32 protein-coding genes are annotated in these 24,370 nt (G+C 69.3%); 13 read left to right on the top strand and 19 right to left on the bottom strand.

Annotated elements, in window-relative coordinates; translation table 11 throughout:
• Positions 1 to 80 precede the first annotated feature (80 nt).
• On the top strand, positions 81 to 530 hold the full coding sequence (locus GI374_RS08705; RefSeq protein WP_154336671.1) for a GNAT family N-acetyltransferase: 450 nt from the start codon (positions 81 to 83) through the stop codon (positions 528 to 530).
• Between the two features lie 3 nt (positions 531 to 533).
• On the opposite strand, the gene GI374_RS08700 is transcribed toward GI374_RS08705, so the two are convergent.
• Both GI374_RS08700 and GI374_RS08695 read right to left on the bottom strand, forming a co-directional pair.
• Entirely contained in the window at positions 534 to 1,217 is a 684-nt protein-coding gene (locus tag GI374_RS08700; protein ID WP_154336670.1) for an NAD-dependent deacylase, read from the bottom strand.
• Positions 1,218 to 1,221: 4 nt separating this feature from the next.
• Positions 1,222 to 1,524, bottom strand: a complete 303-nt coding sequence (locus tag GI374_RS08695; RefSeq protein ID WP_154336668.1) for a hypothetical protein — start codon at positions 1,522 to 1,524, stop codon at positions 1,222 to 1,224.
• 186 nt (positions 1,525 to 1,710) lie between these two features.
• Here GI374_RS08695 and GI374_RS08690 point away from each other — a divergent pair, with 186 nt between their 5' ends.
• From GI374_RS08690 to GI374_RS08675, 4 genes are all read left to right on the top strand, one after another.
• Positions 1,711 to 2,031: an MliC family protein gene (locus tag GI374_RS08690; RefSeq protein WP_154336666.1), complete on the top strand. Its 321-nt coding sequence runs from the start codon at positions 1,711 to 1,713 to the stop codon at positions 2,029 to 2,031.
• Positions 2,032 to 2,072: 41 nt separating this feature from the next.
• Positions 2,073 to 3,872, top strand: coding sequence for a translation elongation factor 4 (lepA, locus tag GI374_RS08685; protein WP_154336664.1), 1,800 nt, complete (start codon positions 2,073 to 2,075; stop codon positions 3,870 to 3,872).
• Positions 3,873 to 4,084: 212 nt separating this feature from the next.
• On the top strand, positions 4,085 to 4,399 hold the full coding sequence (locus GI374_RS08680; RefSeq protein ID WP_154336662.1) for a hypothetical protein: 315 nt from the start codon (positions 4,085 to 4,087) through the stop codon (positions 4,397 to 4,399).
• Complete coding sequence (locus GI374_RS08675; protein WP_154336660.1) at positions 4,392 to 4,784, top strand: hypothetical protein; 393 nt, start codon at positions 4,392 to 4,394, stop codon at positions 4,782 to 4,784. Before GI374_RS08680 ends, GI374_RS08675 begins: the two co-directional genes overlap by 8 nt.
• Before the next feature lie 78 nt (positions 4,785 to 4,862).
• Here GI374_RS08675 and GI374_RS08670 read toward each other — a convergent pair whose 3' ends face one another.
• Positions 4,863 to 5,378, bottom strand: coding sequence for a transposase (locus tag GI374_RS08670; protein ID WP_154336658.1), 516 nt, complete (start codon positions 5,376 to 5,378; stop codon positions 4,863 to 4,865).
• 109 nt (positions 5,379 to 5,487) lie between these two features.
• On the opposite strand from GI374_RS08670, the gene GI374_RS08665 reads away from it, so the two are divergent.
• From GI374_RS08665 to GI374_RS08655, 3 genes are all read left to right on the top strand, one after another.
• Positions 5,488 to 5,799, top strand: coding sequence for a TraR/DksA C4-type zinc finger protein (locus GI374_RS08665; protein ID WP_154336656.1), 312 nt, complete (start codon positions 5,488 to 5,490; stop codon positions 5,797 to 5,799).
• Between the two features lie 72 nt (positions 5,800 to 5,871).
• The gene (locus GI374_RS08660; protein WP_154336654.1) at positions 5,872 to 6,369 is read left to right on the top strand and encodes a cytochrome b; all 498 of its coding nucleotides are present in this window, start codon (positions 5,872 to 5,874) and stop codon (positions 6,367 to 6,369) included.
• 8 nt (positions 6,370 to 6,377) lie between these two features.
• On the top strand, positions 6,378 to 6,647 hold the full coding sequence (locus GI374_RS08655) for a hypothetical protein (RefSeq protein WP_154336646.1): 270 nt from the start codon (positions 6,378 to 6,380) through the stop codon (positions 6,645 to 6,647).
• A 2-nt stretch (positions 6,648 to 6,649) separates the two neighbouring features.
• Here GI374_RS08655 and GI374_RS08650 read toward each other — a convergent pair whose 3' ends face one another.
• Positions 6,650 to 7,426, bottom strand: a complete 777-nt coding sequence (locus tag GI374_RS08650) for an alpha/beta fold hydrolase (RefSeq protein ID WP_154336644.1) — start codon at positions 7,424 to 7,426, stop codon at positions 6,650 to 6,652.
• A gap of 75 nt (positions 7,427 to 7,501) precedes the next feature.
• Between GI374_RS08650 and GI374_RS08645 the strand changes: the two genes are divergently transcribed.
• Complete coding sequence (locus tag GI374_RS08645) at positions 7,502 to 7,885, top strand: hypothetical protein (protein WP_154336642.1); 384 nt, start codon at positions 7,502 to 7,504, stop codon at positions 7,883 to 7,885.
• A gap of 4 nt (positions 7,886 to 7,889) precedes the next feature.
• Here the strand turns inward: GI374_RS08645 and glyA are convergent, their stop codons facing one another.
• Positions 7,890 to 9,182: a serine hydroxymethyltransferase gene (gene glyA / locus GI374_RS08640; RefSeq protein ID WP_154336640.1), complete on the bottom strand. Its 1,293-nt coding sequence runs from the start codon at positions 9,180 to 9,182 to the stop codon at positions 7,890 to 7,892.
• Between the two features lie 104 nt (positions 9,183 to 9,286).
• Here glyA and GI374_RS08635 point away from each other — a divergent pair, with 104 nt between their 5' ends.
• Positions 9,287 to 10,039: an NAD kinase gene (locus tag GI374_RS08635; RefSeq protein WP_154336638.1), complete on the top strand. Its 753-nt coding sequence runs from the start codon at positions 9,287 to 9,289 to the stop codon at positions 10,037 to 10,039.
• A gap of 104 nt (positions 10,040 to 10,143) precedes the next feature.
• Here GI374_RS08635 and GI374_RS08630 read toward each other — a convergent pair whose 3' ends face one another.
• Positions 10,144 to 10,317 carry a DUF3553 domain-containing protein gene (locus GI374_RS08630; RefSeq protein WP_154336637.1) on the bottom strand — a complete coding sequence of 58 codons (174 nt, stop codon included), beginning with the start codon at positions 10,315 to 10,317 and terminating at the stop codon, positions 10,144 to 10,146.
• A 54-nt stretch (positions 10,318 to 10,371) separates the two neighbouring features.
• Between GI374_RS08630 and GI374_RS08625 the strand changes: the two genes are divergently transcribed.
• Positions 10,372 to 10,977, top strand: a complete 606-nt coding sequence (locus GI374_RS08625) for a histidine phosphotransferase family protein (protein WP_229582982.1) — start codon at positions 10,372 to 10,374, stop codon at positions 10,975 to 10,977.
• A gap of 36 nt (positions 10,978 to 11,013) precedes the next feature.
• On the opposite strand, the gene GI374_RS08620 is transcribed toward GI374_RS08625, so the two are convergent.
• Entirely contained in the window at positions 11,014 to 12,066 is a 1,053-nt protein-coding gene (locus tag GI374_RS08620; protein ID WP_154336633.1) for a PotD/PotF family extracellular solute-binding protein, read from the bottom strand.
• Between the two features lie 119 nt (positions 12,067 to 12,185).
• Between GI374_RS08620 and GI374_RS08615 the strand changes: the two genes are divergently transcribed.
• Positions 12,186 to 12,803 (top strand): 5'-methylthioadenosine/S-adenosylhomocysteine nucleosidase, encoded by a 618-nt coding sequence (locus tag GI374_RS08615; RefSeq protein ID WP_154336632.1) that lies wholly within the window; start codon positions 12,186 to 12,188, stop codon positions 12,801 to 12,803.
• 49 nt (positions 12,804 to 12,852) lie between these two features.
• Here the strand turns inward: GI374_RS08615 and GI374_RS08610 are convergent, their stop codons facing one another.
• The 5 genes from GI374_RS08610 to hemE form a co-directional block, all read right to left on the bottom strand.
• Positions 12,853 to 13,596, bottom strand: coding sequence for an SDR family NAD(P)-dependent oxidoreductase (locus GI374_RS08610; protein WP_154336630.1), 744 nt, complete (start codon positions 13,594 to 13,596; stop codon positions 12,853 to 12,855).
• A gap of 15 nt (positions 13,597 to 13,611) precedes the next feature.
• Positions 13,612 to 14,481: a polyphosphate kinase 2 gene (gene ppk2, locus GI374_RS08605; protein ID WP_154336821.1), complete on the bottom strand. Its 870-nt coding sequence runs from the start codon at positions 14,479 to 14,481 to the stop codon at positions 13,612 to 13,614.
• A gap of 95 nt (positions 14,482 to 14,576) precedes the next feature.
• The gene (gene metA, locus GI374_RS08600) at positions 14,577 to 15,503 is read right to left on the bottom strand and encodes a homoserine O-succinyltransferase (RefSeq protein ID WP_154336628.1); all 927 of its coding nucleotides are present in this window, start codon (positions 15,501 to 15,503) and stop codon (positions 14,577 to 14,579) included.
• Positions 15,504 to 15,506: 3 nt separating this feature from the next.
• Complete coding sequence (locus GI374_RS08595) at positions 15,507 to 16,361, bottom strand: ATPase (protein WP_154336627.1); 855 nt, start codon at positions 16,359 to 16,361, stop codon at positions 15,507 to 15,509.
• Positions 16,362 to 16,419: 58 nt separating this feature from the next.
• Complete coding sequence (hemE, locus tag GI374_RS08590) at positions 16,420 to 17,451, bottom strand: uroporphyrinogen decarboxylase (protein ID WP_154336625.1); 1,032 nt, start codon at positions 17,449 to 17,451, stop codon at positions 16,420 to 16,422.
• A gap of 84 nt (positions 17,452 to 17,535) precedes the next feature.
• Between hemE and hemC the strand changes: the two genes are divergently transcribed.
• Positions 17,536 to 18,477, top strand: a complete 942-nt coding sequence (gene hemC, locus GI374_RS08585; RefSeq protein ID WP_195759891.1) for a hydroxymethylbilane synthase — start codon at positions 17,536 to 17,538, stop codon at positions 18,475 to 18,477.
• A gap of 154 nt (positions 18,478 to 18,631) precedes the next feature.
• On the opposite strand, the gene lexA is transcribed toward hemC, so the two are convergent.
• The 7 genes from lexA to GI374_RS08550 all read right to left on the bottom strand — a co-directional run bounded on the left by lexA (position 18,632) and on the right by GI374_RS08550 (position 24,346).
• Positions 18,632 to 19,324 (bottom strand): transcriptional repressor LexA, encoded by a 693-nt coding sequence (lexA, locus tag GI374_RS08580; protein ID WP_154336622.1) that lies wholly within the window; start codon positions 19,322 to 19,324, stop codon positions 18,632 to 18,634.
• 101 nt (positions 19,325 to 19,425) lie between these two features.
• Positions 19,426 to 20,610 (bottom strand): gephyrin-like molybdotransferase Glp, encoded by a 1,185-nt coding sequence (gene glp, locus GI374_RS08575; RefSeq protein ID WP_370515237.1) that lies wholly within the window; start codon positions 20,608 to 20,610, stop codon positions 19,426 to 19,428.
• Positions 20,607 to 21,080, bottom strand: coding sequence for a cyclic pyranopterin monophosphate synthase MoaC (gene moaC / locus GI374_RS08570; protein ID WP_154336620.1), 474 nt, complete (start codon positions 21,078 to 21,080; stop codon positions 20,607 to 20,609). The genes glp and moaC overlap by 4 nt, the downstream gene beginning before the upstream one ends.
• Positions 21,077 to 21,868, bottom strand: coding sequence for an indole-3-glycerol phosphate synthase TrpC (gene trpC, locus GI374_RS08565; RefSeq protein ID WP_154336618.1), 792 nt, complete (start codon positions 21,866 to 21,868; stop codon positions 21,077 to 21,079). The genes moaC and trpC overlap by 4 nt, the downstream gene beginning before the upstream one ends.
• 42 nt (positions 21,869 to 21,910) lie before the next feature.
• Positions 21,911 to 22,132 carry a hypothetical protein gene (locus GI374_RS08560; protein ID WP_154336617.1) on the bottom strand — a complete coding sequence of 74 codons (222 nt, stop codon included), beginning with the start codon at positions 22,130 to 22,132 and terminating at the stop codon, positions 21,911 to 21,913.
• Positions 22,129 to 22,824: a CbiX/SirB N-terminal domain-containing protein gene (locus tag GI374_RS08555; RefSeq protein ID WP_195759884.1), complete on the bottom strand. Its 696-nt coding sequence runs from the start codon at positions 22,822 to 22,824 to the stop codon at positions 22,129 to 22,131. The genes GI374_RS08560 and GI374_RS08555 overlap by 4 nt, the downstream gene beginning before the upstream one ends.
• Entirely contained in the window at positions 22,808 to 24,346 is a 1,539-nt protein-coding gene (locus tag GI374_RS08550) for a nitrite reductase (protein ID WP_229582975.1), read from the bottom strand. Before GI374_RS08550 ends, GI374_RS08555 begins: the two co-directional genes overlap by 17 nt.
• Positions 24,347 to 24,370 lie beyond the last annotated feature (24 nt).

The following is a 24,370-nucleotide window of genomic DNA, read 5'->3' as shown; positions in this document are numbered from 1 at the left end:
TTTTCGTACGAAAAAATTAGCGCTTGGCTGGCGCAGGCGCGGGGGTTCGGCCAGACTGTGCGCGGCTGAGGGGGAATGGCATGAGCGTCAGGATCAGGCCGGTCGAGGCCGGCGACAGGCAGCAGTGGCAGGTCCTCTATGACGGCTACCAGCTCTATTACGAGCGGCCGGACCAGCCGCAGGCGTTCTTCGACCAGGCCTTCGCGCGGCTTCTCTCGGGCGATCCGCGGGACTTCCACGGGTTGGTGGCCGAGGAGGACAGCCGGCTGCTGGGGCTGACGCATTACGTCTTCCACCCGAACCTCTGGCGGCCCGAGGGCGTGTGCTACCTCCAGGACCTCTACACGATCCCCGAGGCGCGCGGGCGCGGGGTGGGGCGGGCGCTGATCGAGGCGGTCTATGCCGCCGCCGACGCGGCGGCTGTGCCCGCGGTCTACTGGCTCACGCAGGAGTTCAACTATGCCGGGCGGATGCTCTACGACCGGGTGGCGGTGAAGTCGCCCTTCATCCGCTACAACCGGGCGCCCTGACGCTCAGGCACGGGCCGAGAGTTCCTCGACCCAGGCGGGCACGGTCTCGGTCGCCGGGCCGATGCGGTGCTCATGGAAGTCGCGGCTGATGGCCGAGCGGTCGAGGTTCAGCTCGACCGTATGCGCGCCGGCCTGCGCCGCGATCCGGCCGAAGCCCGCGGCGGGGTAGACCTGGCCCGAGGTGCCGATGGCGGCGAAGACGTCGCAGGCCTCGAGCGCGGCGAGGATGCGGTCCATCTCGTAGGGCATCTCGCCGAACCAGACGATGTCGGGGCGCGCTTCCTTCGCGCCGCGGGCGGGGCAGAGGAGGCCGGCGAGGCTCTCCGGCGCCGGCCAGCGATGGCCGCAGCCGGCGCAGAGAGCGCCGTCGAGGCGGCCGTGCATGTGGATCACGTCGTTCGCGCCGCCGCGATCGTGCAGGTCGTCCACGTTCTGCGTGACGAGGGTCAGGTCGTGAACCTCGCGCAGCCGGGCGAGCGCCCGATGCACGGCGTTCGGCTGCGCCGATTTCGCTCGCGGGCGGCGCATGTCGTAGAAGCGGTGGACGAGGGCCGGGTCGCGGGCGAAGGCCTCGGGCGTCGCCACGTCCTCGACCGCATGCCCTTCCCACAACCCACCGGCCCCGCGGAAGGTCGCAAGCCCGCTCTCGGCCGAGATGCCGGCGCCGGTCAGGACCACGACCCGCATCGGTTCAGCGGGCGCAGTAGGCCTCGGCCGTGGCGGCGAAGTTCTTGTAGCGGCCCCAGAAGGCGTTGTCGGCGCCGCTCTTCGACATGCGAACCTGCTGCGCCTGATCGGGATCGCGGAAGAACGCCGCCGCACGCCGCTGGTCTTGGGTCGAGAGCGTCATGTTCGCGACCTGCTGGATGCAACCGCAGAGTTGGCCCGCGCGCGCGGCCCGCTCGGACCGGACGCAGGCGTTGTCGATGGGGCCGGCCACGGCGAAGGGCGTGGTCAGGACCACGGTGGCGGCGGCGAGGAGTGCGCGGTTCATGGCTTTGTCGTCCCTCATGTTTCGCGGGGACGCTTGGCCGCCCCTCTTGATCCGGCGAGGGTAGCAAAACCGGGCCTTCCGCTCAACACGCAGGGGTGGTGCGGGAAAGGTTCCCCGCGCGCGAAATCTTGTGCCGCGCGCGCGAATCGGCGGCTATGCTGGCCGTCGCCAGCCAGGAGCCCGCCGATGACCCGCCTCGCTTTCGCCGCCCTCGCCGCCACTACCGCCCATGCCGAGGGCGACCAGTTCCTCCACGTCACCTATCACTGCCCAAGCGGCGCGGTGCTGGAGGCCGTGTTCATCAACACCACGGCCGGCGACAGCCACGCCGTCGTCACCCGCGGCGAGGGCCTGATGCCCATGTCCCAAGCCATCAGCGGCTCGGGCGCGCGCTATACCTCCGTGGAAGGCGAGCCGCCCTTCACCTTCTGGACCAAGGGCGACCAAGCCAGCCTCTACGAAGGCCCGGACGAAACGCCGCTGCTGACCGACTGCATCGCCCGCTGACGCCCCTTTCCAGCCCCCCCGCCTGCCACTATAGCCGCGCCATGACCGAGCTCTCGCAAATCCGCAATTTCTCCATCGTGGCGCATATCGACCACGGCAAATCCACGCTTGCCGACCGGCTGATCCAGCTGACCGGCACCGTCGCCGAGCGCGACATGAAGGCGCAGATGCTCGACAGCATGGATATCGAGCGCGAGCGCGGCATCACCATCAAGGCCAACACCGTCCGCATCGCCTATCCGGCGCAGGACGGGAAGACCTACATCCTCAACCTGATCGACACCCCCGGCCACGTGGACTTCGCCTACGAGGTGAGCCGCTCCATGCGCGCGGTCGAAGGCTCGCTGCTGGTGGTGGACGCCACGCAGGGGGTCGAGGCGCAGACGCTGGCCAACGTCTATCAGGCGATCGACGCGGGGCACGAGATCGTCCCCGTCCTGAACAAGATCGACCTGCCCGCCGCCGAGCCGGGGCAGGTCAAGGCCCAGATCGAGGACGTGATCGGCATCGACGCCTCCGACGCCATCCCGATCAGCGCCAAGACCGGCCTTGGCATCCCAGACGTGCTGGAGGCCATCGTCCACCGCCTGCCTGCGCCCAAGGGCGAACGGGACGCGCCGCTGAAGGCGATGCTGGTGGACAGCTGGTACGACCCCTACCTCGGCGTCGTCGTCATGATCCGCGTCATGGACGGCGTGATCCGCAAGGGCGACCGGGTCCGCATGATGCAGACCGGCGCGCTCTACGGCATCGACAAGCTCGCCGTCCTGACCCCGCAGATGGTGGACATCCCCGAGCTCGGCCCCGGCGAGATCGGCGTCTTCACCGCCTCGATCAAGCAGGTCCGCGACACCCGCGTCGGCGACACCATCACCCATGAGCGGAAGGGCGCGACCGAGCCGCTGCCCGGCTTCAAGCCCGCGCAGCCGGTGGTCTTCTGCGGCCTCTTCCCGGTGGATGCGGCCGACTTCGACTCGCTCCGCGACGCGATCGAGAAGCTGGCGCTGAACGACGCGAGCTTCTCCTACGAGATGGAGACCTCGGCCGCCCTCGGCTTCGGCTTCCGCTGCGGCTTCCTCGGGCTGCTGCACCTCGAGGTGATCCGCGACCGGCTGGAGCGGGAATACGACCTCGACCTCATCACCACCGCGCCGAGCGTGGTCTTCAAGCTGCACATGAAGGACGGCGAGGTGCGCGAGCTGCACAATCCCGCCGACATGCCCGACCCGATGCTGATCGACCACATCGAGGAGCCGCGCATCAAGGCCACGATCATGGTCCCCGACGAGTATCTGGGCGACGTGCTGAAGCTCTGCCAGGACCGCCGCGGCATCCAGCTCGACCTGACCTATGCCGGCTCGCGCGCGATGGTGGTCTACGACCTGCCGCTGGCCGAGGTGGTGTTCGACTTCTACGACCGGCTGAAGTCGGTGACCAAGGGCTATGCCAGCTTCGACTACCAGATCAGCGAATACCGCGAGGATTATCTGGTGAAGATGTCGATCCTGGTGAACGACGAGCCAGTGGACGCGCTCTCGATCATGGTCCACCGCGACCGGGCCGAGGCGCGGGGCCGGGCGATGGTCGAGAAGCTGAAGGACCTGATCCCGCGGCACATGTTCAAGATCCCGATCCAGGCGGCCATCGGCGGCCGCGTGATCGCCCGCGAGACGCTGGCGGCGCTGCGGAAGGACGTGACCGCCAAGTGCTACGGCGGCGACGCGACGCGGAAGAAGAAGCTGCTGGAGAAGCAGAAGGCCGGGAAGAAGAAGATGCGCCAGTTCGGGAAGGTGGAGATCCCGCAGAGCGCGTTCATCTCGGCGTTGAAGATGGATGGGTGAGGGTGCCAAATTGGCTTGCTCACACATACGGCGCTCTCGGGATACTGATTTCCCTAGTGGGTACCATTCTCACTGTTCACTTCGCAAGAAAGGCAGGGTCTGCCGCAAGGGACGCTGAGCACGCAGCACGAGCTGCCCAACGCGCCTCGGAGGCTGCAAGAGCGCGCGTCCTTAACGTTGACCTGCTATATGAGGCGACAAGGATAGCCGGGATGGTGGACGAACTGCATACCGCGATCGCTTCGCACACTTGGATACTTGTAGCTGATCGTGCCAACCGGATAGCGGATGCCATCAATTCGGTAGTTGCACAGACAGAGGGAATGTTGGACGGGGATGCGCGCGCCGGATTGGCAAGGGCTGGGCACCAGTTTCGCACCATCGCGGCGTCGGCAGATCGGGGAGACGGGCGGGCGAATGCCGCTTCAGACGCAAAGCGCTTGAGGAGCGTCGCCACCGCGCAGAAGGATCAAATCACGAAAGTGGTTGAGTTGCTACGAGGTATCGCGAGGGCGAATAATGGCTGATGCTCCTACTGCTACGGTAGCTAAATGGCGGCGCTTGACCGATCTTTTGCTAAAGCTCACTGAGATAGGAAAAATATCTTGGGAGAAGACGGCTCAAGAGGGCAAGTATCTAACCAGTATGGGGAGTGAAACGATTGTTTTGCAAGAGATGGAGGCTGTCGATGAGCGCGGCAATCCGCACCCATTCTTCAAGATCAGCATTCATAATTTCATCGATGAAGAGGTTGACTCTTTTACCGATGACGATATAGGCGGAATGCCCTACTTCTCTCGGATAAGGGACATGATTAGGGTCATTGAGCGGAAGGCGACGGGTGCCGAAGAAACCCTTGATGAGCTAATTTCTCGATTGGACGAATTGGACCCTGATCGTATTCCATTTTGAGCGAACAATAACAACCTGTAGGGTGCGTGCTCTGCACGCACCATCCCGCCGCAACACGGTGCGTGGAAACCACGCACCCTACGGTTCGGGGACGTCGATCGTAACGCCCCACGCCCATTCCCATCGCGGGCCGCCGATCTCGCGGTGGACCGAGGAATACGGCCAATCCTCCGGCCGCGCTACTAATCCGTGGTTCACCGGGTTGAACCAGCAATAGCGCAGGTGCGCGGCGAAATCCGCCTCGTCGCGGATGTGGTGCTCCCAATACCGCCGCTGCCACACCGCGCGCTCGCCCCGCGCCACATGGCTCGCCCGCCGCTCCCCCACCTCCACCCCGCGCGAGAAACGCGCCTTCATGATCCGCCACCGGGTCGCGTAGTCCGCATCGCCCTCCGGCAGCGTCCAGATGCAATGCAGGTGGTCGGGCAGGACCACGAAGGCCTCGATTCCGAAGGCCCGTTCCGCCCGCGTCCGCCGCACCGCCTCGCGCAGCCGTGCCACGTCCGCCGTCAGCAGCCCCGATCCCCGATCCGCCAGAGCGACCGTGAAGAACACCGTGGCACCGGGCAGGTGAGGGCGGCTGTAGCGCGACATCCCTGCATCCTGCCCGAGATCCCTTAACAAACCTCCACGCACGCAATCATTGACCGGAGCCCCGCCGCTGTCCCATCCTCACCCCCAATGCCCAACCCATGAGCCCGCCATGACCCCCGCCACCGCCCGCGACCGTCTCCTCGCCCGCCGGGCCGAGCTCATCGGCAACCTCGCCGTCATCGCCGACCAGCTCGACGACCCGATGCCGCGCGACTGGGAGGATGCGGCGAGCGAGCGGCAGGGGGACGAGGTGCTCTCGGCATTGGGCCAGGCCGAACGGGCCGAGGTTCGGCGGATCGACGCGGCGCTTGGGCGGATCGAGGAGGGCAGCTACGGCACCTGCGTCAAATGTGGCGACGAGATCGCGCCGGCGCGGCTGAGGGCGCTGCCCGACACGCCCCATTGCGTCAACTGCGCCTGAGATTTCCGCGCCGTGGGAACGACTTGACGCGACCGGTGTTGCCTTTGCAGCCACGCATCAAGGACCGCCGCCATGCGCCTCTCGACCGGCTACTCGACCCTGCAGATCCTCATCCACTGGACCATCGCCGCGCTGGTTGTGGCGCAGCTCCTCACCGGCGGCGACATGGCCGACGCCTTCGAGCGGGTGCGCGAGACCAGTTCCGAGGGCGAGGCCCCCGCCACGGCCCGGCTGCACATGGGCATCGGCGCGACGATCCTGGTCCTCGTCGTCCTCCGCACGCTGGCCCGCGCCCTGCAGGGGGTGCCGCCCGCGTCCCCAGCCTCGCCCCGCTGGGACGTGCTCCTGTCGCGGGCCTCGCATACCGCGATGTATGTGCTGCTCTACGCCGTCCCGCTGGCAGGGCTCAGCGCCTGGCTCAGCAAATCCGAGGCGGTGGGCGAGCTGCACGCCACGCTGAAGTCGCTGCTGGTCGCGGTCGTGCTGCTGCACATCGCGGGGGCGCTGTTCCACCAGTTCTGGCTGCGCGACAACCTGATCGCGCGCATGTTGCGCTCCGACACGCGCTAGGAGGCCGCATGACACGGTTGTTCCCCCTGATCCTCATCATCGCGATGGGCAGCTGCGCCGGGATCGGCGTCATCGCGGCGCTGTCGCTCGGCCACGTGAACGCGGCCTCGATCCTGATCTGGGGCGGGATTGGCGCGGTGATCGGCATCGCCGCGGCTTGGATCATCGCCCGGATGCTGCTCCGGCGCGAGATCGAGCATCACCCCGAGGACCCCGAGGGGCTGCATGCCGACAACCCCTATGGCGTGGTGACGAAGCCCAACCGCCCGCCGGAGTGAGCTCAGGCGAGGAAGCCCGCCACGGCGTCGCCCACTGCCTCCGGCCGCTCGGCATGCAGCCAGTGGCCGCAGCCCTCGACGCGGCGAAGCTCGGCCTGCGGGAACCAGCGGCCGAACCCGGCGCGGCCCTTGTCGCTGACATAGCTGGAGTTCGCGCCGTGCAGGGCGAGAACGGGTCCGTCGAAGGCGCCCGGCGTCAACGCCTCCTCGGGCCAGCCGGTGAGGCCGTCCATCGCGCCCTCCAGCACGTCAAGGTTCATCCGCCACCGGGCCCGTGCATCGGGCCGCACCTCCAGCGATTGAAGCAGGAAGGCGCGGGTGCCGGGGTCCTCGACGCCCGCCGCGGCCAGCAGCCGGTCGGCATCCGAGCGGCGCTCAACCGCGGCGAGGTCGACGCTCTGCGCGGCGGCGGCGATGTCGGCCTGGCTGTGGTTGTAAGCGACCGGCGCGATGTCGAGCACGACCAGCCGCCGGACCTTCTCGGGGTGCATGAGGGAGAGCGCCATCGCCGCCTTGCCGCCCATCGAATGCCCCACGACATCCGCGACCCCGCCCTCGGCCTCGATCACCCGCGCGAGGTCATCGGCGAGCGCCGGATAGGAGTGATCGTCGCTCCACGGACTGTCCCCATGGTTGCGCATGTCCACCTGCACCCGCCGCCGGCCCTCGAGCCGCCGGGCGAGGCCGCCGAGATTGCGGGCGGCGCCGAAGAGGCCGTGGGCGAGGATCACGGGCGGATCGGCACCGGGTTCGCCGGTGGTGATGCGGTTCAGCTCCATGCGCCGGGTCTAGCCGGTCTGGTGCGGGTTCGCCACGGGGATTAGGCTTGGCTCCAGGGCAGGGAGACGCGCAGGATGGATGCCGAACGGGTCGGGCAGATGGCCGACGAGATCGCGGTGCTGATGGCCGAGCGGTTCGGCGGCCTGAAGCGCGGGGCGCATGCGGACCTCGATCTGATGCTGCGCCGCAGGGGCGGGGCGTTGCCGCGCCCGCTCCGGCGCGAGGCGAAGCGGCTGGCCGAGACGCAGCGGCTGGCCGGCTCGGCCCGGATCGCAAGGCAGATCGACCAGGGCGCGGCCGAGCGCGCGCATGCGGCGCTCGTGCGGCATCTGCGACCCCTCGGGAAGATGAGCCGGGCGCAGCACCGGGCGACGAATATCGCCGCCACGGTGCTGTTCGGATTGCTGCTGCTCGGCGCCTTCGTGCTGTGGATGATGGTGCGGCGGGGCCTCGTCTGACCGCCTACAGCTCCGGATAGAGCGGGAAGCGCGCGCAGAGCGCCTTCACCTCTTCGGCCACCGCCGCCTCCGCCGCCGCATTCCCCGCCTCACCGCCCGAGGCGAGCCCGTCCACCACCCGCACGATCCAGCGGGCGATCTGGCGGAACTCCTCGTCGCGGAAGCCGCGCGTCGTCCCCGCCGGCGTCCCCAGGCGCACACCGGAGGTCACGAACGGCTTCTCCGGGTCGAACGGCACCCCGTTCTTGTTCGCGGTGACATGCGCGCGGCCGAGCGCCGCCTCGGTCGCCTTGCCCGTCACGCCCTTCGGGCGCAGGTCGGCCAGCATCAGGTGGTTGTCCGTCCCGCCCGAGACGATGTCGATGCCGCCCTTCATCAGCTCGTCGGCCATCGCACGGGCGTTGCCCACCACCTGCGCGGCATAGTCGCGGAACTCCGGCCGCAGCGCCTCGGCGAAGGCCACGGCCTTGGCGGCGATCACATGCATCAGCGGGCCGCCCTGCAGGCCGGGGAACACGGCGCTGTTGATCTTCTTGGCGATCTCGGCGTCGTTCGTCAGGATCATGCCACCGCGCGGGCCGCGCAGCGACTTGTGCGTGGTCGTGGTCACGACATGGGCATGGGGCAGGGGCGAGGGGTGCTGGCCGCCTGCGACCAGCCCCGCGATATGCGCCATGTCGACCATCAGATACGCCCCCACCTCGTCCGCGATCTCGCGGAAGGCGGCCCAGTCCCAGATGCGGCTGTAGGCGGTGCCGCCGGCGATGATGAGCTTCGGCCGGCTCTCCCTCGCGCGGTCGCGGACCTGGTCCATGTCGAGCAGCTGGTCCTGCTGGCGCACGCCGTAGCTGACCACGTCGAACCACTTGCCCGACATGTTGACGGGCGAGCCATGCGTCAAGTGCCCGCCGCCGTTCAGGTCCAGCCCCATGAAGGTGTCGCCCGGCTTCAACAGCGCGAGGAACACGGCCTGGTTCATCTGGGAGCCCGAGTTCGGCTGCACGTTGGCAAAGCCGCAGTCGAAGAGCTTCTTCGCCCGCTCGATTGCCAGCTCCTCGGCGATGTCCACGAACTGGCAGCCGCCGTAGTAGCGCCTGCCGGGATAGCCCTCGGCATATTTGTTCGTCAGGACCGAGCCCTGCGCCTCGAGCACCGCGCGGCTGACGATGTTCTCCGACGCGATCAGCTCGATTTCCTCGCGCTGCCGGCCCAGCTCCAGCCGGACCGCCTCGGCGATCTCCGGGTCGCGCGTGGCGAGGTCCTCGGTGAAGAAGGCAGTCGTGGCGGCACTGGACATCGGCGGTCTCCCCTCGGGCGTGATGGAAAACCGCATAGCCGGTTCCGCCGCCGCTTCAAAGCCCGGCTTGCCAATCCGGGCGCGGGCTCCCAACACTCTCCCGCATGGAGCGGATGCATTTCGTCGCGAGCGACACCGACACGGCCCGGCTCGCCCATGGAAGTCTTGTGGCCCGCTATGGCCAGACGCCGGTCGAGGAGGCGGCAGTGATCGTCGCGCTCGGCGGCGACGGGCTGATGCTCTCGACCCTGCACCGCGATCTCGGCCTGCCGGTCTATGGCATGAACCGCGGCACGGTCGGCTTCCTGATGAACGACTACCACGAGGATGGTCTGCCCGAGCGCATCGCCGCGGCCGAGCATACCGTGATCCATCCCCTGAAGATGATCGCCGAGGCGACCGACGGCGGCCGCCATCAGGCCCTTGCGATCAACGAGGTCAGCCTGCTGCGGGTCGGCATGCAGGCGGCGCGGCTGAGGATCAGCGTCAATGGCCGGGTGCGGATGGAGGAGCTGGTCTGCGACGGCGCGCTGCTCTCCACGCCCGCGGGCTCGACCGCCTACAACTACTCGGCCCATGGGCCGATCGTGCCGCTCGGCTCGAACGTGCTGGCGCTGACGGCGATCGCGCCGTTCCGGCCGCGGCGGTGGCGTGGCGCGATCCTGCCCGACACCGCCAGGGTGCGCTTCGACATCCTCGAGCCCGAGAAGCGCCCGGTCATGGCCCACGCCGATTCGCGCGGGGTCGAATCGGTCGTCTGGGTCGAAATCACCACCTTTCCCCAGATGTCGCATGTCCTGCTGCACGATCCCGGCCACGGGCTGGAGGAGCGCCTGATCCGCGAGCAATTCGTCTGACCGGGCTGTGACAAAGATGTGTCAATACAGCATTCATCGCGTCGGCGGTTGTCTGCCTAAAACTTGACGCACGTTCTGGTTGTATCCCACAGTGCGCCGGCCCTTCACGTGCCGGAGACCACGATCAGCATGACCCTGCGCCCGTCGATCACCTGCTTGCCCGCCTCCTCGAAGTTCACAGTCACCCGGTCGCCGATGCGCGACTGCACCTGGCCGGTGCCCCATTCCGGCGCGCCCGGATGGCGGACGAGCATCCCCGGTTCCAGCATCTCGTTCATCGGGGGAGCCGCCTGCAAAGGGGTGCCTCGGGGCCGATGAACGCCCCCCGGACAATGATCGAGCCCGCGACGCTCGCCGGCCTCGTGGTGGCGCGGATGTGCCACGACATCGTCTCGCCCCTCGGCGCCATCGGCAACGGGATCGAGCTGCTGGAGATGGCGATGCCCGCCCAGGGGCAGAGCGGCGAGCTGGCGCTCATCACCGACAGCCTCGGGGCGATGCAGGCCCGCATCTCGACCTTCCGTCTCGCCTTCGGGCTGGCCCGGGGCGAGCAGCGGATGGCGCGGGGCGACCTGCGCCAGCTTCTCGCGGGCGCAAGCGCGCGGCTGCGCGTGGACCTCGAGGCCGAGGGCGACCTCTCGCGCGGCGAGGCGAAGATGATCCTGCTCGGCGTCATGTGCCTCGAATCGGCGCTGCCCTGGGGCGGGCGGGTGCTGGTCTGCCGCGGCGGTCCCGGCTGGCGACTGGTCGCGGAGGCCACCCGGACCCGGCGGGACGACGGCCTCTGGGGCTGGCTGGACGGGGCCGCGCATGACCTCGACCGGCCGCAGCCGCTGCCCGCCGAGGTGCAGTTTCCGCTGCTCGCAGCCGAGTGCCGCGCGCGCGGCCGCGCGCTGACCTGGGAAGTGGACGACACCGGCGCCGAGATCGCCTTCTGACCGGGGCCCGGCATGGCGCCGGACCCCGGCATCCCCTCAGAACCCGGCCTTGATCTTCTCGAACTCGGCCAGCTGCCGCTCGCGCTGCGCGGGGTCGTTCGGGGTCTGCTCCAGCACCGGGGCGTCGATCGCGCTGATCCCGGCCGCGACCTTGTCCTCCTCGCTGATCTCGGCCATCGCTGCCGAGGAGCTGTGCCCGTAGCCGATCACGTCGAGCAGCGCCGGCCCGGCCGAAGGGGCCAGCCAGGCATTGATGAAGTCATAGGCCTTGTCCTCGCTGCCGGGCCCGTTCTTGAGGTTCACGAAGCCGCAGATGAAGGTCGAGGAACCCTCCTTCGCCTCGCGCTGGAAGCCCACCGGGAAACCGTCTTCCTTGAGATAGGTCGGCCCGTCGTTCCACGACCAGGCCACGTCCACCGCGCCCGAGGCCATCATCTGCGCCATCTGATTGGGATCGGACCAGTAGGCCGAGACGTTCTGATGCGCCTCGCGCAGCCAATCGGCGGCGGCCTGGAACTGCTCGTCGGTCACGTCGGTCCAGTCGGTAACGCCGGTCGCCAGATAGGCCAGCGCCCAGACGTCATCCGCGCTGTCGGGCAGCGAGGTGCGGCCCGCGTAGTCCGGGTTCACGAACACCTGCAGCGTCGAGACGTCCTCCTCCGGCACCGTCTCGGTGTTGTAGGCGATCGCGGTCGCGCCCCAGTCGGCCGGGATGTACCAGACGCCGCCCTCGTCCTGGAACACCGGCGAGGCCATGATCTCGGGGTCGATGGTCCCGAAGGCCGGGATGCGGCTCACGTCCCAGGGCTCGATCAGGTCGGCGTCGCGGTATTTCGAAACCATCTGGCTGCAGGGATGCGCCACGTCCGCGCGGAAGCCCGAGGCGAGCTTCTGGAACGCCTCGTCGTCGTCGCCGTAGAAGGAGAAGGTCGGGCTGTCGCCGTGCTGGTCGATGTAGCCCTGGAAGATGGCCGGCTCTTCGAAGCCAGCCCAGTCGAAGACCGTGAGTTCGGGATCGGCGGCGAGCGCCGGCACGCCGAGCGCCAGGACGGCGGTGCTGGCGAGCAGGGCGGGGCGGAGGAAGGTCATGCAGGTGGCCTTTCGGGTGGAGTTCGCGGCAGAAAGCTAGAGGCGCCCTTGGCCCCGTGCAAGCGGCGCGCGGGTGTTGACGCGATTGTGGGGGTCAGGGGTTAAGGACGGGTGAACGGATGACGGAAATCGCAGGCATGGGCGGCAGGCGGGTGCTGTTCGTCATGGCGGCGGAGCTGGAATACGGGCCCGCCCTGCGCGCGCGGATCGCGCCGCTGATAACCGGCATCGGCCCGGTCGAGGCCGCCGTCCGGCTGACCGCGATGCTGGCCGCCGAGCGCCCCGACCTCGTGGTCTCGCTCGGCTCGGCCGGTTCGCGGCGGCTGAAGCAGGGCGAGGTCTATCAGGTCAGCCACGTCGCCTGGCGCGACATCGACGGCTCGCCCCTCGGATTCCCGCGCGGGCAGGTGCCGTTCCTCGACCTGCCGGTGCTGGTCGAACTGCCGCTGCGCCTGCCGGGCCTGCCCGCTGCCAGCCTCTCGACCGGCGCGAACGTCGTCAGCGGCGGCGCCTACGCGGCCATCGCCGAGGACATGGTGGACATGGAGACCTACGCCCACCTCCGCGCCTGCCAGCATTTCGGCGTGCCGATGATCGGGCTGCGCGGCATCTCGGACGGGGCGGACGAGCTCGGCCATATCGGCGACTGGTCCGACGCGCTGCCGGTCATCGACGCGCGGCTGGCCGAAGTGGTGGACGAGTTGGAGGCGGCGCTGCGCGAGGGCCTGCTCGATTGAAAGCCGTTTCCTCGCAGAAGAAACGATCCTTCTGGCGAAGGATCGGGCCTCAGCGCATCCTGAGCGCGCCGTCGAGCCGGATCACCTCGCCGTTGAGATAGCCCGTGCGCAGGATGAACGCGACCGTGCGCGCGAACTCCTCCGGCTCTCCCAGCCTTCGCGGGAAGGTCACCTCGGCGGCGAGGCTGTCCTGCACCTCCTGCGGCAGCCCCCGCAGCATCGGCGTGCCGAAGATGCCCGGCGCGATGGCGCAGACGCGGATGCCCAAGCCTGCGAGGTCGCGTGCCATCGGCAGCGTCAGCCCGGCGATCCCGGCCTTGGAGGCGGCATAGGCGGCCTGGCCCTTCTGCCCCTCGAAGGCGGCGACCGAGGCGGTGTTGACGATCACGCCCTTCTCCTCGCCCGCGTTCTTCGCCATCTCGGCGGCGGCGAGGCGGGCGATGTTGAAGCTGCCGATCAGGTTCACCTCGATCACCCGGCGGAAGAGGTCGAGCGGATGCGGACCCTCGCGGCCGACCACGCGCGCCGCGGGCGCGATCCCGGCGCAGTTCACGGCCGCGGTGATGCCGCCCATGTGCTCCACCGCCGCCGCGATTGCGGCCTGGGCCGAGCCCTCGTCGGTGACATCACAGAGCGCATGGCCGCCGCCGATCCCCTCCGCCGTCTCGGCCACCGAGGCCTCGCGGTCGAGCAGGAACACCCGGCTGCCCTCGGCCGCCAGATGCGCCGCCGTCGCGGCGCCAAGGCCCGAGGCCGCGCCCGTCACCACCACCCGATGCTCAGCAAGTTCCATCCGTCTCTCCTTTCCTCAGGGCGCCAGCAGGTCGAGGCCGCCGCAGATGCCGGCGTCCACCTCGCCGATGACGCCCTCATCCTTGCCCGCATAGTCCACGCGGCCCAGCACCGTCTGCACCGCGGCGATCCGGGCCCGGCGCTTGTCGTCGCTGCGGATCACCGTCCAGGGGGCGTCGATCGTATGGCTGAGCGTCAGCGTCTCCGAAATGGCGCGGGTGTAGTCCTCCCATTTCGCCAGCCCCTCGACGTCGATCCGGCTCAGCTTCCACTGCTTCAGGGGATCGCGCTCGCGCTTGAGGAACCGCTTGAGCTGCTCGGCCCGGCCGACGCTGAGCCACAGTTTCACGAGGATGATGCCGTCATCCACCAGCATCCGCTCGAACTCGGGAAGCTGGCGGAAGAACCGCTGCCGGTCCTCGTCGGTGGTGAAGCCGAACACCGTCTCGACCACGCCGCGGTTGTACCAGCTGCGGTCGAAGAGGGCGAACTCGGCTGCGGCGGGAAGCTGGGCCACGTATCGCTGGAAATACCACTGACCGGATTCGCGCTCGGTCGGGGTCGGCAGGGCCACGATATAGGCGCTGCGCGGATTGAGGTGTTCGCGCAGGGTCTCGATGGCGCCGCCCTTGCCGGCGGCGTCACGCCCCTCGAAGATCACAGCCAGCCGCTTGCCGGTGCTGATCACGTCGCGCAGCATCTTGACCAGCTCGACCTGCAGCGCGTCGATGCCGTCGTTGTAGTCGTCCTTCTTCATCTCGTCGCGATAGGGATAGCTCGGGTCGAGGATGTCGTCCTCGTCGGCCTTCTCGATGGCGCGGCGGACCTCCTTCGGGGCGTCCTCCTTGAGGTAGCGGGTGATGTCGCCGACGAAGGGAATCTTCAGCCCGGACTTCTTGCTCACGACGCCGTCCCCCTGTGCCCCCGTCCTGCACAGGCGTAGCCCTCCGCGCCGCGCGAATGCAATGCGGCTGCGCGGGGTCAGGGCAGGCGCAGGTCGGCCAGATCGAACGGCGTCGTCTGGTAGATCTCGTTGATCCAGTTGCCGTAGAGCAGATGCGCGTGGCTGCGCCAGCGGTTTGTCGGCAGGCAGGACGGGTCGTCGTCGGGGTAGTAGTTCACCGGCACCCCGATGGCGGCGCCCAGGGCCGCGTCGCGGTCATATTCCTGCTTCAGCGTGTCGCTGTCGTATTCGAGGTGGTTGTAGATGTAGAGCGCGCGGTGGCCCGGGTCTTCGACCAGGCACGGCCCCACCTCGTCCGAGGCGAGCAGCGTCGTCAGGCCGGGCCGGGCGTCGATGTCCTCCTGCCGCACCTCGGTCCAGCGGCTGACGGGGATCAGCACGTCGTCCGAAAAGCCGCGCAGGAAGGGCGAGGCGGGCGCGAGGTTCTGGTGCCGGAAGCAGCCGAAGGCCTTGCCCCCCAGCAGGTGCTTGGGCAGCCCGTGGAAATGCCACGCCATCGCCATGCCGCCCCAGCAGACGCCGAAGGTCGAATGGACATGGCTCTGGGTCCAGTCGAAGACCCGGGTCAGCTCGTCCCAATACGTCACCTCCTCGAAGGGCAGGTGCTCGATGGGCGCGCCGGTCACGATCAGCCCGTCGAAGCGCTCGCCCGAGGCCTCGACCTCCGAGAAGGGCCGGTAGAACGAGGCCATGTGGTCGGCGGCGGTGTTCTTGCTCTCGTGGTCGGACATGCGGATCAGCGACAGGTCGATCTGCAAGGGCGTCGCGCCGATCAGCCGGGCAAACTGGTTCTCGGTCTGGATCTTCTTCGGCATCAGGTTCAGCAGCCCGATCCTGAGCGGCCGGATGTCCTGCATGGCGGCCCGGCCCGGCGACATGACCATCACGCCTTCCGACTTCAGGATGTCGTAGGCGGGCAGGTCCTCGGGCAGGGTGATCGGCATCTCTCAGGCTTCCTTCCGGTCGATCGCGCGGGCGATCAGGTCGATATAGTCGTCCGGGGTCTTCAGCGCAGCGACCTCCTCGGCGCTGATGGTGACACCCCGGTTTGCCATGGCTGCATAGCGGGGCTGGCGCTCCTTCAGCGCGCGGGCATAGGTCCAGCGGATGAAGGCGTCGGGGTCCACCGGACCGGGATGGGCGGCGGTGTAGTCCGCCCAGGCCTCGTCGAGGAACTCGGGCCGGTAATACATCGGCTTCGGTGCCCGGTCGAAGCGGCGGATCAGCTCCTCCGTATGCGCCTCGCTGCCCCTGATCCAGACCGGCAGCATCAGGCCGCCGAGCCGGTCCAGCACCGGATCGTCCGGGTTCGCCGGGTCCACCACCTCGCAGATCGAGCCCGAGGTGTCGCAGACGAAATGCGGGTAGCCGTAGATCTCGCGCGCCTTGTCGATGAAGGCCCCGGTGTCGAGCAGCGCCGCCACCTCCGCCTCGCGGTGCAGCGCCTGCCGGCGGCGGTATTCCTCGATCGGCAGGCCGCCCCTGGCCGGATCGCCGGGCTTGCCGACCCAGCAGGAGAGGGGGGCGAGGTTCTCGAAGGTGATGTTGGAGGTGATGCGGACCGAATCGCTCATCAGCAGCTCGCGCAGCATGGGCACCCGCATCGCCTCGCGCTTGAACTCGTCCGCGATCGCCTCGCCGAGGTAGCGCGTGCCGATGCGGTAATCGACCGAGTAGTGGAACCAGTCGCCCGAGCCGCGCAGCAGCGCCGAGAGCCAGGTCTTGCCGAGGCCCGACATGCCAAACAGCATCACGCGCTTGGCCTCGGCCGCCCGCCAGTCCTCGCCGCCTTGATAGATCATGATTCCTCGCGCCGCCGGTCGGCCGCCCGGATAAGCCGCCGCCCCGCGGATGGGAAGCTCAGGCGCCCTCGCGCACCGTCTCGATCATCAGGCGCACGTTCTCGGGATCGGCGTCGGGGGTGATGCCGTGGCCGAGATTGAAGATGTGCGGCCCGCCCGAGAAGGCGCGAACGATCCGCCGGGTCTCGTCGATCAGCGCCTGCCCGCCGGTGACCATGTGCCCCGGCGCGAGGTTCCCCTGCACGCAGCCGTCGCGCTGGACGTGGGCCGCGGCCCAGTCCGGGTCCACGCTGTTGTCGAGCGCCACGCAATCGGCGCCAACGGCTTTGTGGAAGCCCTCGTAGCGCGGCCCCGCCTCGCGCGGGAAGGCGATGACGGGTGTGTGCGGGTGCCGCGCCTTGAGCGCCGCGATGATCGCGCGGGTCGGCGCCACGGCGAAGTCGTCGAAGTCGCGACCGCGCAGGCTGCCGGCCCAACTGTCGAAGAGCTTTATCACCTCAGCCCCGGCCTCGACCTGCGCCGAGAGATATTCCACCGTCGCCCCGGTGATGAGGTCGATCAGCGCCTGAAAACCCGCCCGGTCGCGGGCGATGAAATCATGCGCCGGGCCCTGGTCCCTGGTGCCGCGACCGGCGACCATGTAGGTCGCGACGGTCCACGGCGCACCGGCGAAGCCGATCAGCGTCGTCTCGGCCGGGAGTTCGCGGGAGAGGATGCGAACCGTCTCGTAGACCGGCGACAGCGTCTCGTGGACCGCGCCCGCGGGCCGCAGCCCGGCCACGCCCTCGCCGGTGGTCACGGTCGAGAGCCGCGGCCCCTCGCCGGTCACGAACCACAGGTCGGCCCCGAGCGCCTGCGGCACCAGCAGGATGTCGGCAAACAGGATCGCCGCGTCGAAGCCGAAGCGGCGGATCGGCTGCAGCGTCACCTCGGCCGCGAGGTCGGGGTTGTAGCAGAGCTTGAGGAAATCCCCCGCCTGCGCCCGCGTGGCGCGGTATTCGGGCAGGTAGCGCCCGGCCTGGCGCATCATCCAGATCGGCGGGACGGGCAGCCGCTCGCCCGCGAGGGCGCGCAGGATGGTCTTGGTCATGGGGCCTCCGGGCTTTGGCCGGTTCCACCCCGCAGGGGGATGGTTGTCAAGCCGCGCGGGTCGCGCTAGCCGATGCGCATGGACATGCCCACGCCCCTGAAGCCCCTCCGCATCGGCACCCGCGGCTCGGCCCTCGCGCTCGCCCAGGCCAACGAGACCCGCGACCGGCTGGCCGAAGCCCATGACCTGCCGACCGAAGCCTTCGAGATCGTCATCATCCGCACCACCGGCGACCGCATCCTCGACCGGTCGCTGCGGGAGATTGGCGGCAAGGGCCTCTTCACCCGCGAGATCGAGCAGGCCCTCGGCGATGGCGAGATCGACATCGCCGTGCATTCGATGAAGGATATGCCCGTCCTGCAGCCCGAAGGCCTGGTCATCGACTGCATCCTGCCCCGCGAGGACCCCCGCGACGCCTTCGTGAGCCACCGCTTCGAGAGCCTCGCCTCCATGCCCGCGGGCATGGTGGTCGGCAGCTCCAGCCTGCGCCGGCGGGCGCAGGTCGCGCTGCGCCGCCACGACCTGAAGCTGGTCGAGTTCCGGGGCAACGTGCAGACGAGGCTGAAGAAACTCGAGGACGGCGTGGCCGACGCCACCTTCCTCGCGATGGCCGGCCTGAGCCGCCTCGACCAACGCGACGTCGCCCGCGGCCCCGTCGAGGTGGCGGAGATGCTGCCCGCGGTGGCGCAGGGCGCGATCGGGGTCGAGCGCCGGGCGAATGACGACCTCACCGCGATGCTTCTGACGCCCATCAACCACGCGCCGTCCGCGGTGCGGGTTGCGGCCGAGCGGGCGTATCTGGCCCGCCTCGACGGCTCCTGCGAGACCCCGATTGCGGGCCTCTGCGAGATCGAGGCCGATGGCGGCTTGTGGCTGCGCGGTGAGATCCTGCGGCCCGACGGCTCGGACGCGATCACCGGCGAGCGGCGGGGGAGCCAGTCGGACGCGATGGCGATGGGCGACGATCTTGCGGCGGAACTGCTTGAGCGAGCCGGGCCGGACTTCATGGCATTGCCACCGCTGTAAGGCTCGCGCCGGACCAGCGGCTCGCGCCGATGGCGACAGCCTGCGATGTTCGGCTGCGACAACATGCCTCGCCATTATCGCCTCCGATCACCGCCCCGTCGCTCAGAAGGCGAGAGCCGGTGCGCCCCGGAACAGGTGCTGCCAAGCACCGATCTCAGTAACTGCGGATCAGCCCCACCAAGCGCCCCTGAACCTTCACCTTTTCCTCCGGCAGGATCCGGGTCTCGAAGGCCGGGTTGGCGGCCTCGAGCGCGATCATCGCGCCGCGGCGGCGGAAGCGTTTCAGCGTCGCCTCGTATCCCTCGACCAGGGCCACGACGATGTCGCCGTTGTCGGCGGTCGTCTGCTCGCGGATCACGACCACATCGCCGTCGTTGATGCCCGCCTCGATCATCGAATCGCCCTTCACCTCGAGCGCATAGTGATGCGCCCGTCCCGCGAGCATGCTGCCCGGCACGGCGATATGGTGCGAGACCTCGGAGATCGCCTCGATCGGCACGCCCGCGGCGATGCGGCCCATGACCGGCAATTCTATGGCCGCGGCCTCCACCACCATCGCGCCGCGCGGCGGATCGATCCGGTCGCCCTCGATCACCGCGGGCGTGAAACCGGGGGCGCGTGCGCGGGCCATGGCGTCCGGCAGTCGGACGATCTCGAGCGCGCGGGCCCGATGGGGCAGGCGGCGGATGAAGCCGCGTTCCTCGAGCGCGGTGACGAGGCGGTGGATGCCGGACTTCGAGCGCAGGTCGAGCGCGTCCTTCATCTCGTCGAAGGAGGGCGGCACCCCGTCACGGTCCATCCGCTTCTGGATGAACTCCAGCAATTGCACCTGCTTCTTCGTCAACATCTCGTGGCCCCCGCGCTGCCCGCCGCAAAGTGTTCCGCGTTCGTTCTAGACGAATCACGTCTCCCGGTCAACGGAATAGCGCGCAAGCGGTAAATCGCGGGTTAACCGGCGCGGCGCAGTGCGAGATAGTCCATGATTTCGCCCGTCATCCGCCCCGGATCGCCCGGCGGACGGATCAGCAGCGCGCCGGAATCGGCCAGCAGCCGGAGGCGGGCGCTGTCCTGATCCTCGTGCGGCGTTATCACCGGCAGGTCGGCGCCGGGCGCGAGCGCCGCGCGCAGGTAGTGCTGGCGCGGCCCCTCCGGCGGCAGATCGCGGCCGAGGCGGGCCTTGAGCACCGGCGGATCGGAGGCAAGCCCCATCATCCGCCGCAGCAGCGGCTGCAGGAAGATCATGCCGCAGACCAGGGCCGACACCGGATTCCCCGGCAGGCCCAGCATCGCCGTGCGGCCCAGGCGCCCGGCGACCAGCGGCTTTCCGGGGCGCATGGCGACCTTGTAGAAGGCGCGGTCCATGCCCATGCCCTCGGTCACGCGGCCGATGAGGTCGTGATCGCCGACCGAGGCGCCGCCGATGGTCACGATCAGGTCGGCATCCGAAGCGGCCTCCAGGCTCTCGCGCAGGCTCGCCTCGGTGTCGCGGGCGATGGGCAGGATGCGGGGTAGGGCGCCGGTCTCGGCAACAAGCGCCGCAATGGCGAGGTCGTTGGAGCTGACGATCTGACCGGGGGCAGGCGTCTGGCCCGGGGGCACCAACTCGTCACCGCCGGGGAGGATGGCGACCAGCGGGCGCTTCGCGACGCCGACCCGGGGGCAGTTCATCGCAGCCAGCAGGCCGATATCGGCGGCATTCAGGCGACGGCCCGGTTCGAGAATCGACCCTTCCCTGAAATCATTGCCTTGCAGGCGGATGTTCGAGTGCGTTCCGGGCTCGTTGATCGTGACCCGGTCGCCTGCGCGAACCGTGTTCTCCTGCATCACCACCCAGTCGGCGCCGTCGGGGACCGGGGCGCCGGTGAAGATCCTGAGCGCCGCGCCGGGCTCCAAGCGACCGGTCCATGGTCGTCCCGCCGCCGCCTCACCCACCACGCGCAAGGCGCGATCGGCGTCGGAGCGGCGCAGCGCGTAGCCGTCCATCGAGGCGGTATCGAAGGGCGGTTGCGTCAGGCGGGCCGTGGCGGGGGCGGCGAGGATGCGGCCGAAGGCCTCGACCAGCGGAATCTCCTCGACCGCAACGGGACCGGCAAGCGCGAGGGTGCGGGCGAGGGCTTCGGCAACCGGGATCACGGCGCGGCCTCCCAGATGCCGGACTTGCCGCCGGCCTTGTAAAGCAGGCGTATCCCCTCGATCCGCATGCCTTTCTCGGCGGCCTTGAGCATGTCGTAGACGGTCAGCGCCGCCACGCTGACGGCGGTCAGCGCCTCCATCTCGACGCCGGTGCGGCCCGAGGTGCGGACCGTGGCCCGGATGCGGATGCCGGGGAGCGCCTCGTCGGCGGCGAGGTCCAGCGTCACCTTGGTGATCGGCAGCGGGTGGCAGAGGGGGATCAGCTCGGCGGTGCGCTTGGCGCCCATGATCCCGGCCAGGCGCGCGACGCCGAGGACGTCGCCCTTCTCTGCCCCGCCGAGGGCAAGGACCAGCGTCTCGGGCGCCATGACGACCGCCCCCTCGGCTGTGGCCTCGCGGGCGGTCTCGGGCTTCTCCGACACATCGACCATATGCGCCTGCCCGGCGGCGTCGAAATGCGTCAGCGTCATGTCGGTGTGTCCAGAAGCGCGCGGGTGGCGGCGGTGACGTCGGGCTGGCGCATCAGGCTCTCGCCGATCAGGAAGCGGCGCACGCCGCCCGCGGCGAGTTCGGCCAGTTCGGCGGGGCCGGACAGCCCGCTCTCGGCCACCACGACGCGGTCCTTGGGAACCAGCGGCGCGAGGCGGCGGGTGGTGTCGAGCGACACCTCGAATGTCCGCAGGTCGCGGTTGTTCACGCCGATCAGCGGCGAGGCGAGCTGCAGCGCGCGCTCCAGCTCCGCCTCGTCATGGACCTCGATCAGCGCGTCCATCCCGTGCTCGCGCGCGGCGGACTCCAGTTCCGCCGCGAGCGGATCGTCCACGCTCGCCATGATGATGAGGATGCAGTCGGCGCCCCAGACACGGGCCTCGACCACCTGATAGGGGTCGTAGAGGAAGTCCTTCCGCAGCACCGGCAGATCGCAGGCGGCGCGGGCGGCAGTCAGGAACTCCGGCCGGCCCTGGAAGGAGGGCGCGTCGGTCAGGACCGACAGGCAGGCGGCGCCGCCATGGGCATAGGCGCGGGCGAGGGCTGGCGGGTCGAAGTCGGGGCGGATCAGGCCCTTCGAGGGGCTGGCCTTCTTGATCTCGGCAATCAGCCCGTAGCCCTGCGCGGCGGCGGCATCGAGGGCCGCGGCGAAGGGGCGGACGGGACCGGCGGCGCGGGCCTCGGCCTCCAGGACCGAGAGGGGGCGCGCGGCCCTGGCGGCGGCGATCTCGTCGAGCTTGTAGGCGCGGATGCGGTCGAGGATATGCATGGCCCGATGTAGCCCCCCGTGGCGGAGGGGCGCAAGGCGGCCTTACTCCTCGGCTTCGTCCAGCAGGCCGCGCACCCAGCGGACCGCGAGCGCCGTCGCGGGCAGGCCGAGCAGCGGCGAGAGGATCAGCGACAGCGTCGGCGACAGCACCGGCAGGCCAAGCGCGGGACCGATCAGGGCGAGCATCCAGAAGTTGATCCAGACCACGAAGGTCACGGTAGGATAGAGGATCAGCCAGAGGCGGCGGTTGCGGTGGTCGGTCATCTTGCGGCCCTCAGCGCGGCGGCGATCAGCGCCGGGATTTCGGCTGCCACGCCCACGGGCGGGGCGATCGGGCCGGGCGCGCCGGCCGCAGCCAAGCCTTCGGGGATGTCCTCGGTCGTATGTTCCGCGGGGGTGGCGAAGAAGGGCAGGCAGACGGCGGGCGTGCTGCCGTCGAGGTCGTGCAGGAACGGCGGTTCCTCGATGAAGGCGCATTCGACGGTGGCGAAGGCGCCCGTGCCCGCGATCTCGTCGGCGAAGGCCCGCGTTGCCTCGGCCGAGCCGCGCGACTTTCCGGCCGAGCCGTGGCCGACGACGATCAGCCGCGTCACCGCCGGGTCCAGCCCCGCGCCCTCCGCCGCCTCGCGCGCCAGCCGCAAGCCGATCGCGGGCAGCGCCGGGTCGAGGCCCAGCGGCCGCAGCATCGCGTAGCCGTCGGCTCCTGCCATCTGCAGCCGCTTCGGCATCTCGGATTGCGTGAACCATCCCTCGGCCATGAACAGCGGATAGACCACCGAGGCCCGCGCCGCGCGCCGAATCGAGCAGCCGCAGGCCAGCGTCGCGCCGTGGACGACCCAGCCGCCACCGAGCTCGCCCGCGACCCGCACCGCGAGATCGTCGATCTGGGCCTGCATCGGCGCCGGGTTGCCCGGCTGGCCGTGGGCGATGATCGCGGCTTCAGTGACTGGTGCCATCCGAGAAGGTGATCTTGTTCCAGACGTTGTACTTGCCCGAGGGCTTGCGCATCGGCAGCCGCCGCACTTCCTGCAGCGTCTGCGCGTCATAGACCACAACCGCGCCGTCGTCCTCCCAGATCGACACGAGCGCGTAACGGCCGTCGCGGGTGAACTCGGTATGGGCCACGGTCTTGCCGGGGGCGGGGTTCAGGGTTGCGACGATCTCCAGCGTCTGCTTGTCGATGATGTGGACCTCGTCCTTGTGCGGGCCGAAGAACACGTCGGCCCAGACATGCGGGCTGGTCTCGTGGCTGCGCAGGAAGAAGCCGGGGCCGTGGGTCTGGATCGTCTTCACGATGCTCCAGTCCTCGGTGTCGATCACCGACAGCACCCCCTCGTTCAGATGCGGCGTCGCCATGACGCGGTGGCCGTTGCGCTCCCACGAGATGCCGGAGCCCAGATGCGGCATCCCCGGCAGCGGCAGCTCGGCGATCTCGCGGCCGACGATGAGGTTGACGACGACGCCCTTGGTGCCCTCGCGGTTGGTGCCGATCAGATGACGGTAGTCGGGGTCGAAGAAGAAGTCGTCGAGCGGCTCCTCCACCACGATCCGGCGTCGGGCAAACAGGCCCTTCTGCGCGCCGACGCTCTCCTCCATGCCCTTCTCGTAGCTGTGGACGAAGCCGTCATGGAACGGCCCGCCCTCGGGATCCGTCGTGACCTCCCAGATCTCCGGCGCGTCCTTCAGCGCGAGGATGAAGCTCTTGCGTTGCGGGGCCTGGTAGACCGCGCTCACCCGCGAGGGGGTGCCGTCGCGGGCGACCACAGGCATCACCTTCACCGGCTCGAGCGTCTCGGTCGAGAGGATCGTCAGCGTCTGCGGCAGGTAGTTGGCGACCGCGAGCCACTGACCGTCCTCGCTCATGGCGATGTTGCGGCTGTTGAGCCCCGCGCGGACGCGGCCGATCTCCTTGAGCGACCAGATGTCGTATTTCTGCACCCAGCCGTCGCGCGACATGATGAAGACGTAGCGGCCATCGGGCGAGAACTTCGGCCCGCCATGCACGGCGTAGGGCGTCGGGAAGCGGTCGAGGACGTCGAACGTATCGCCGTCGAGCACGCTGACGTGGTGATCGCCGGTCTCCACCACGAGCGTGATGTTCAGCGGATCGGCGTCGAAGACCGGCGCCTGGGCGGGGGCGTAGTCGGGCGCCATCTCGCGCGAGGCGGCGATGTCGGCCTCGGTCCATTCCGGCACCGCTTCCAGCGGCGTCTTGATGAACTCCACCAGCCCTGCGATCTGCGCCTCGTCCAGCACGTCCGAAAACCCAAGCATCTGCGTCGCGGGACGGCCATGCGCGATCACGTCCTCGATCCCGCGCACCCGGCCGAGCGTCTCCGGGATCAGCGCCGGGCCGGTGCCGCCCAGTCGCTCCTCGCCGTGGCAGGAGGCGCAATGCTCGGCGTAATCGGCCGCAGGCTCCGCCCAAGCGCCCCCCGCCAGCAACAGCGCCGCGGCTGCCAGCTTTGCCTTGTCCAAATATCCCCGCCGGAGGCCGGCGGC

The sequence above is a fragment of the Paracoccus sp. S-4012 genome, from assembly GCF_009674885.1.
Taxonomy (GTDB): domain Bacteria; phylum Pseudomonadota; class Alphaproteobacteria; order Rhodobacterales; family Rhodobacteraceae; genus Paracoccus.
The sequence above is the reverse complement of the archived record's forward strand: the minus strand, read 5'-3'. Positions and strand labels throughout refer to the sequence as shown.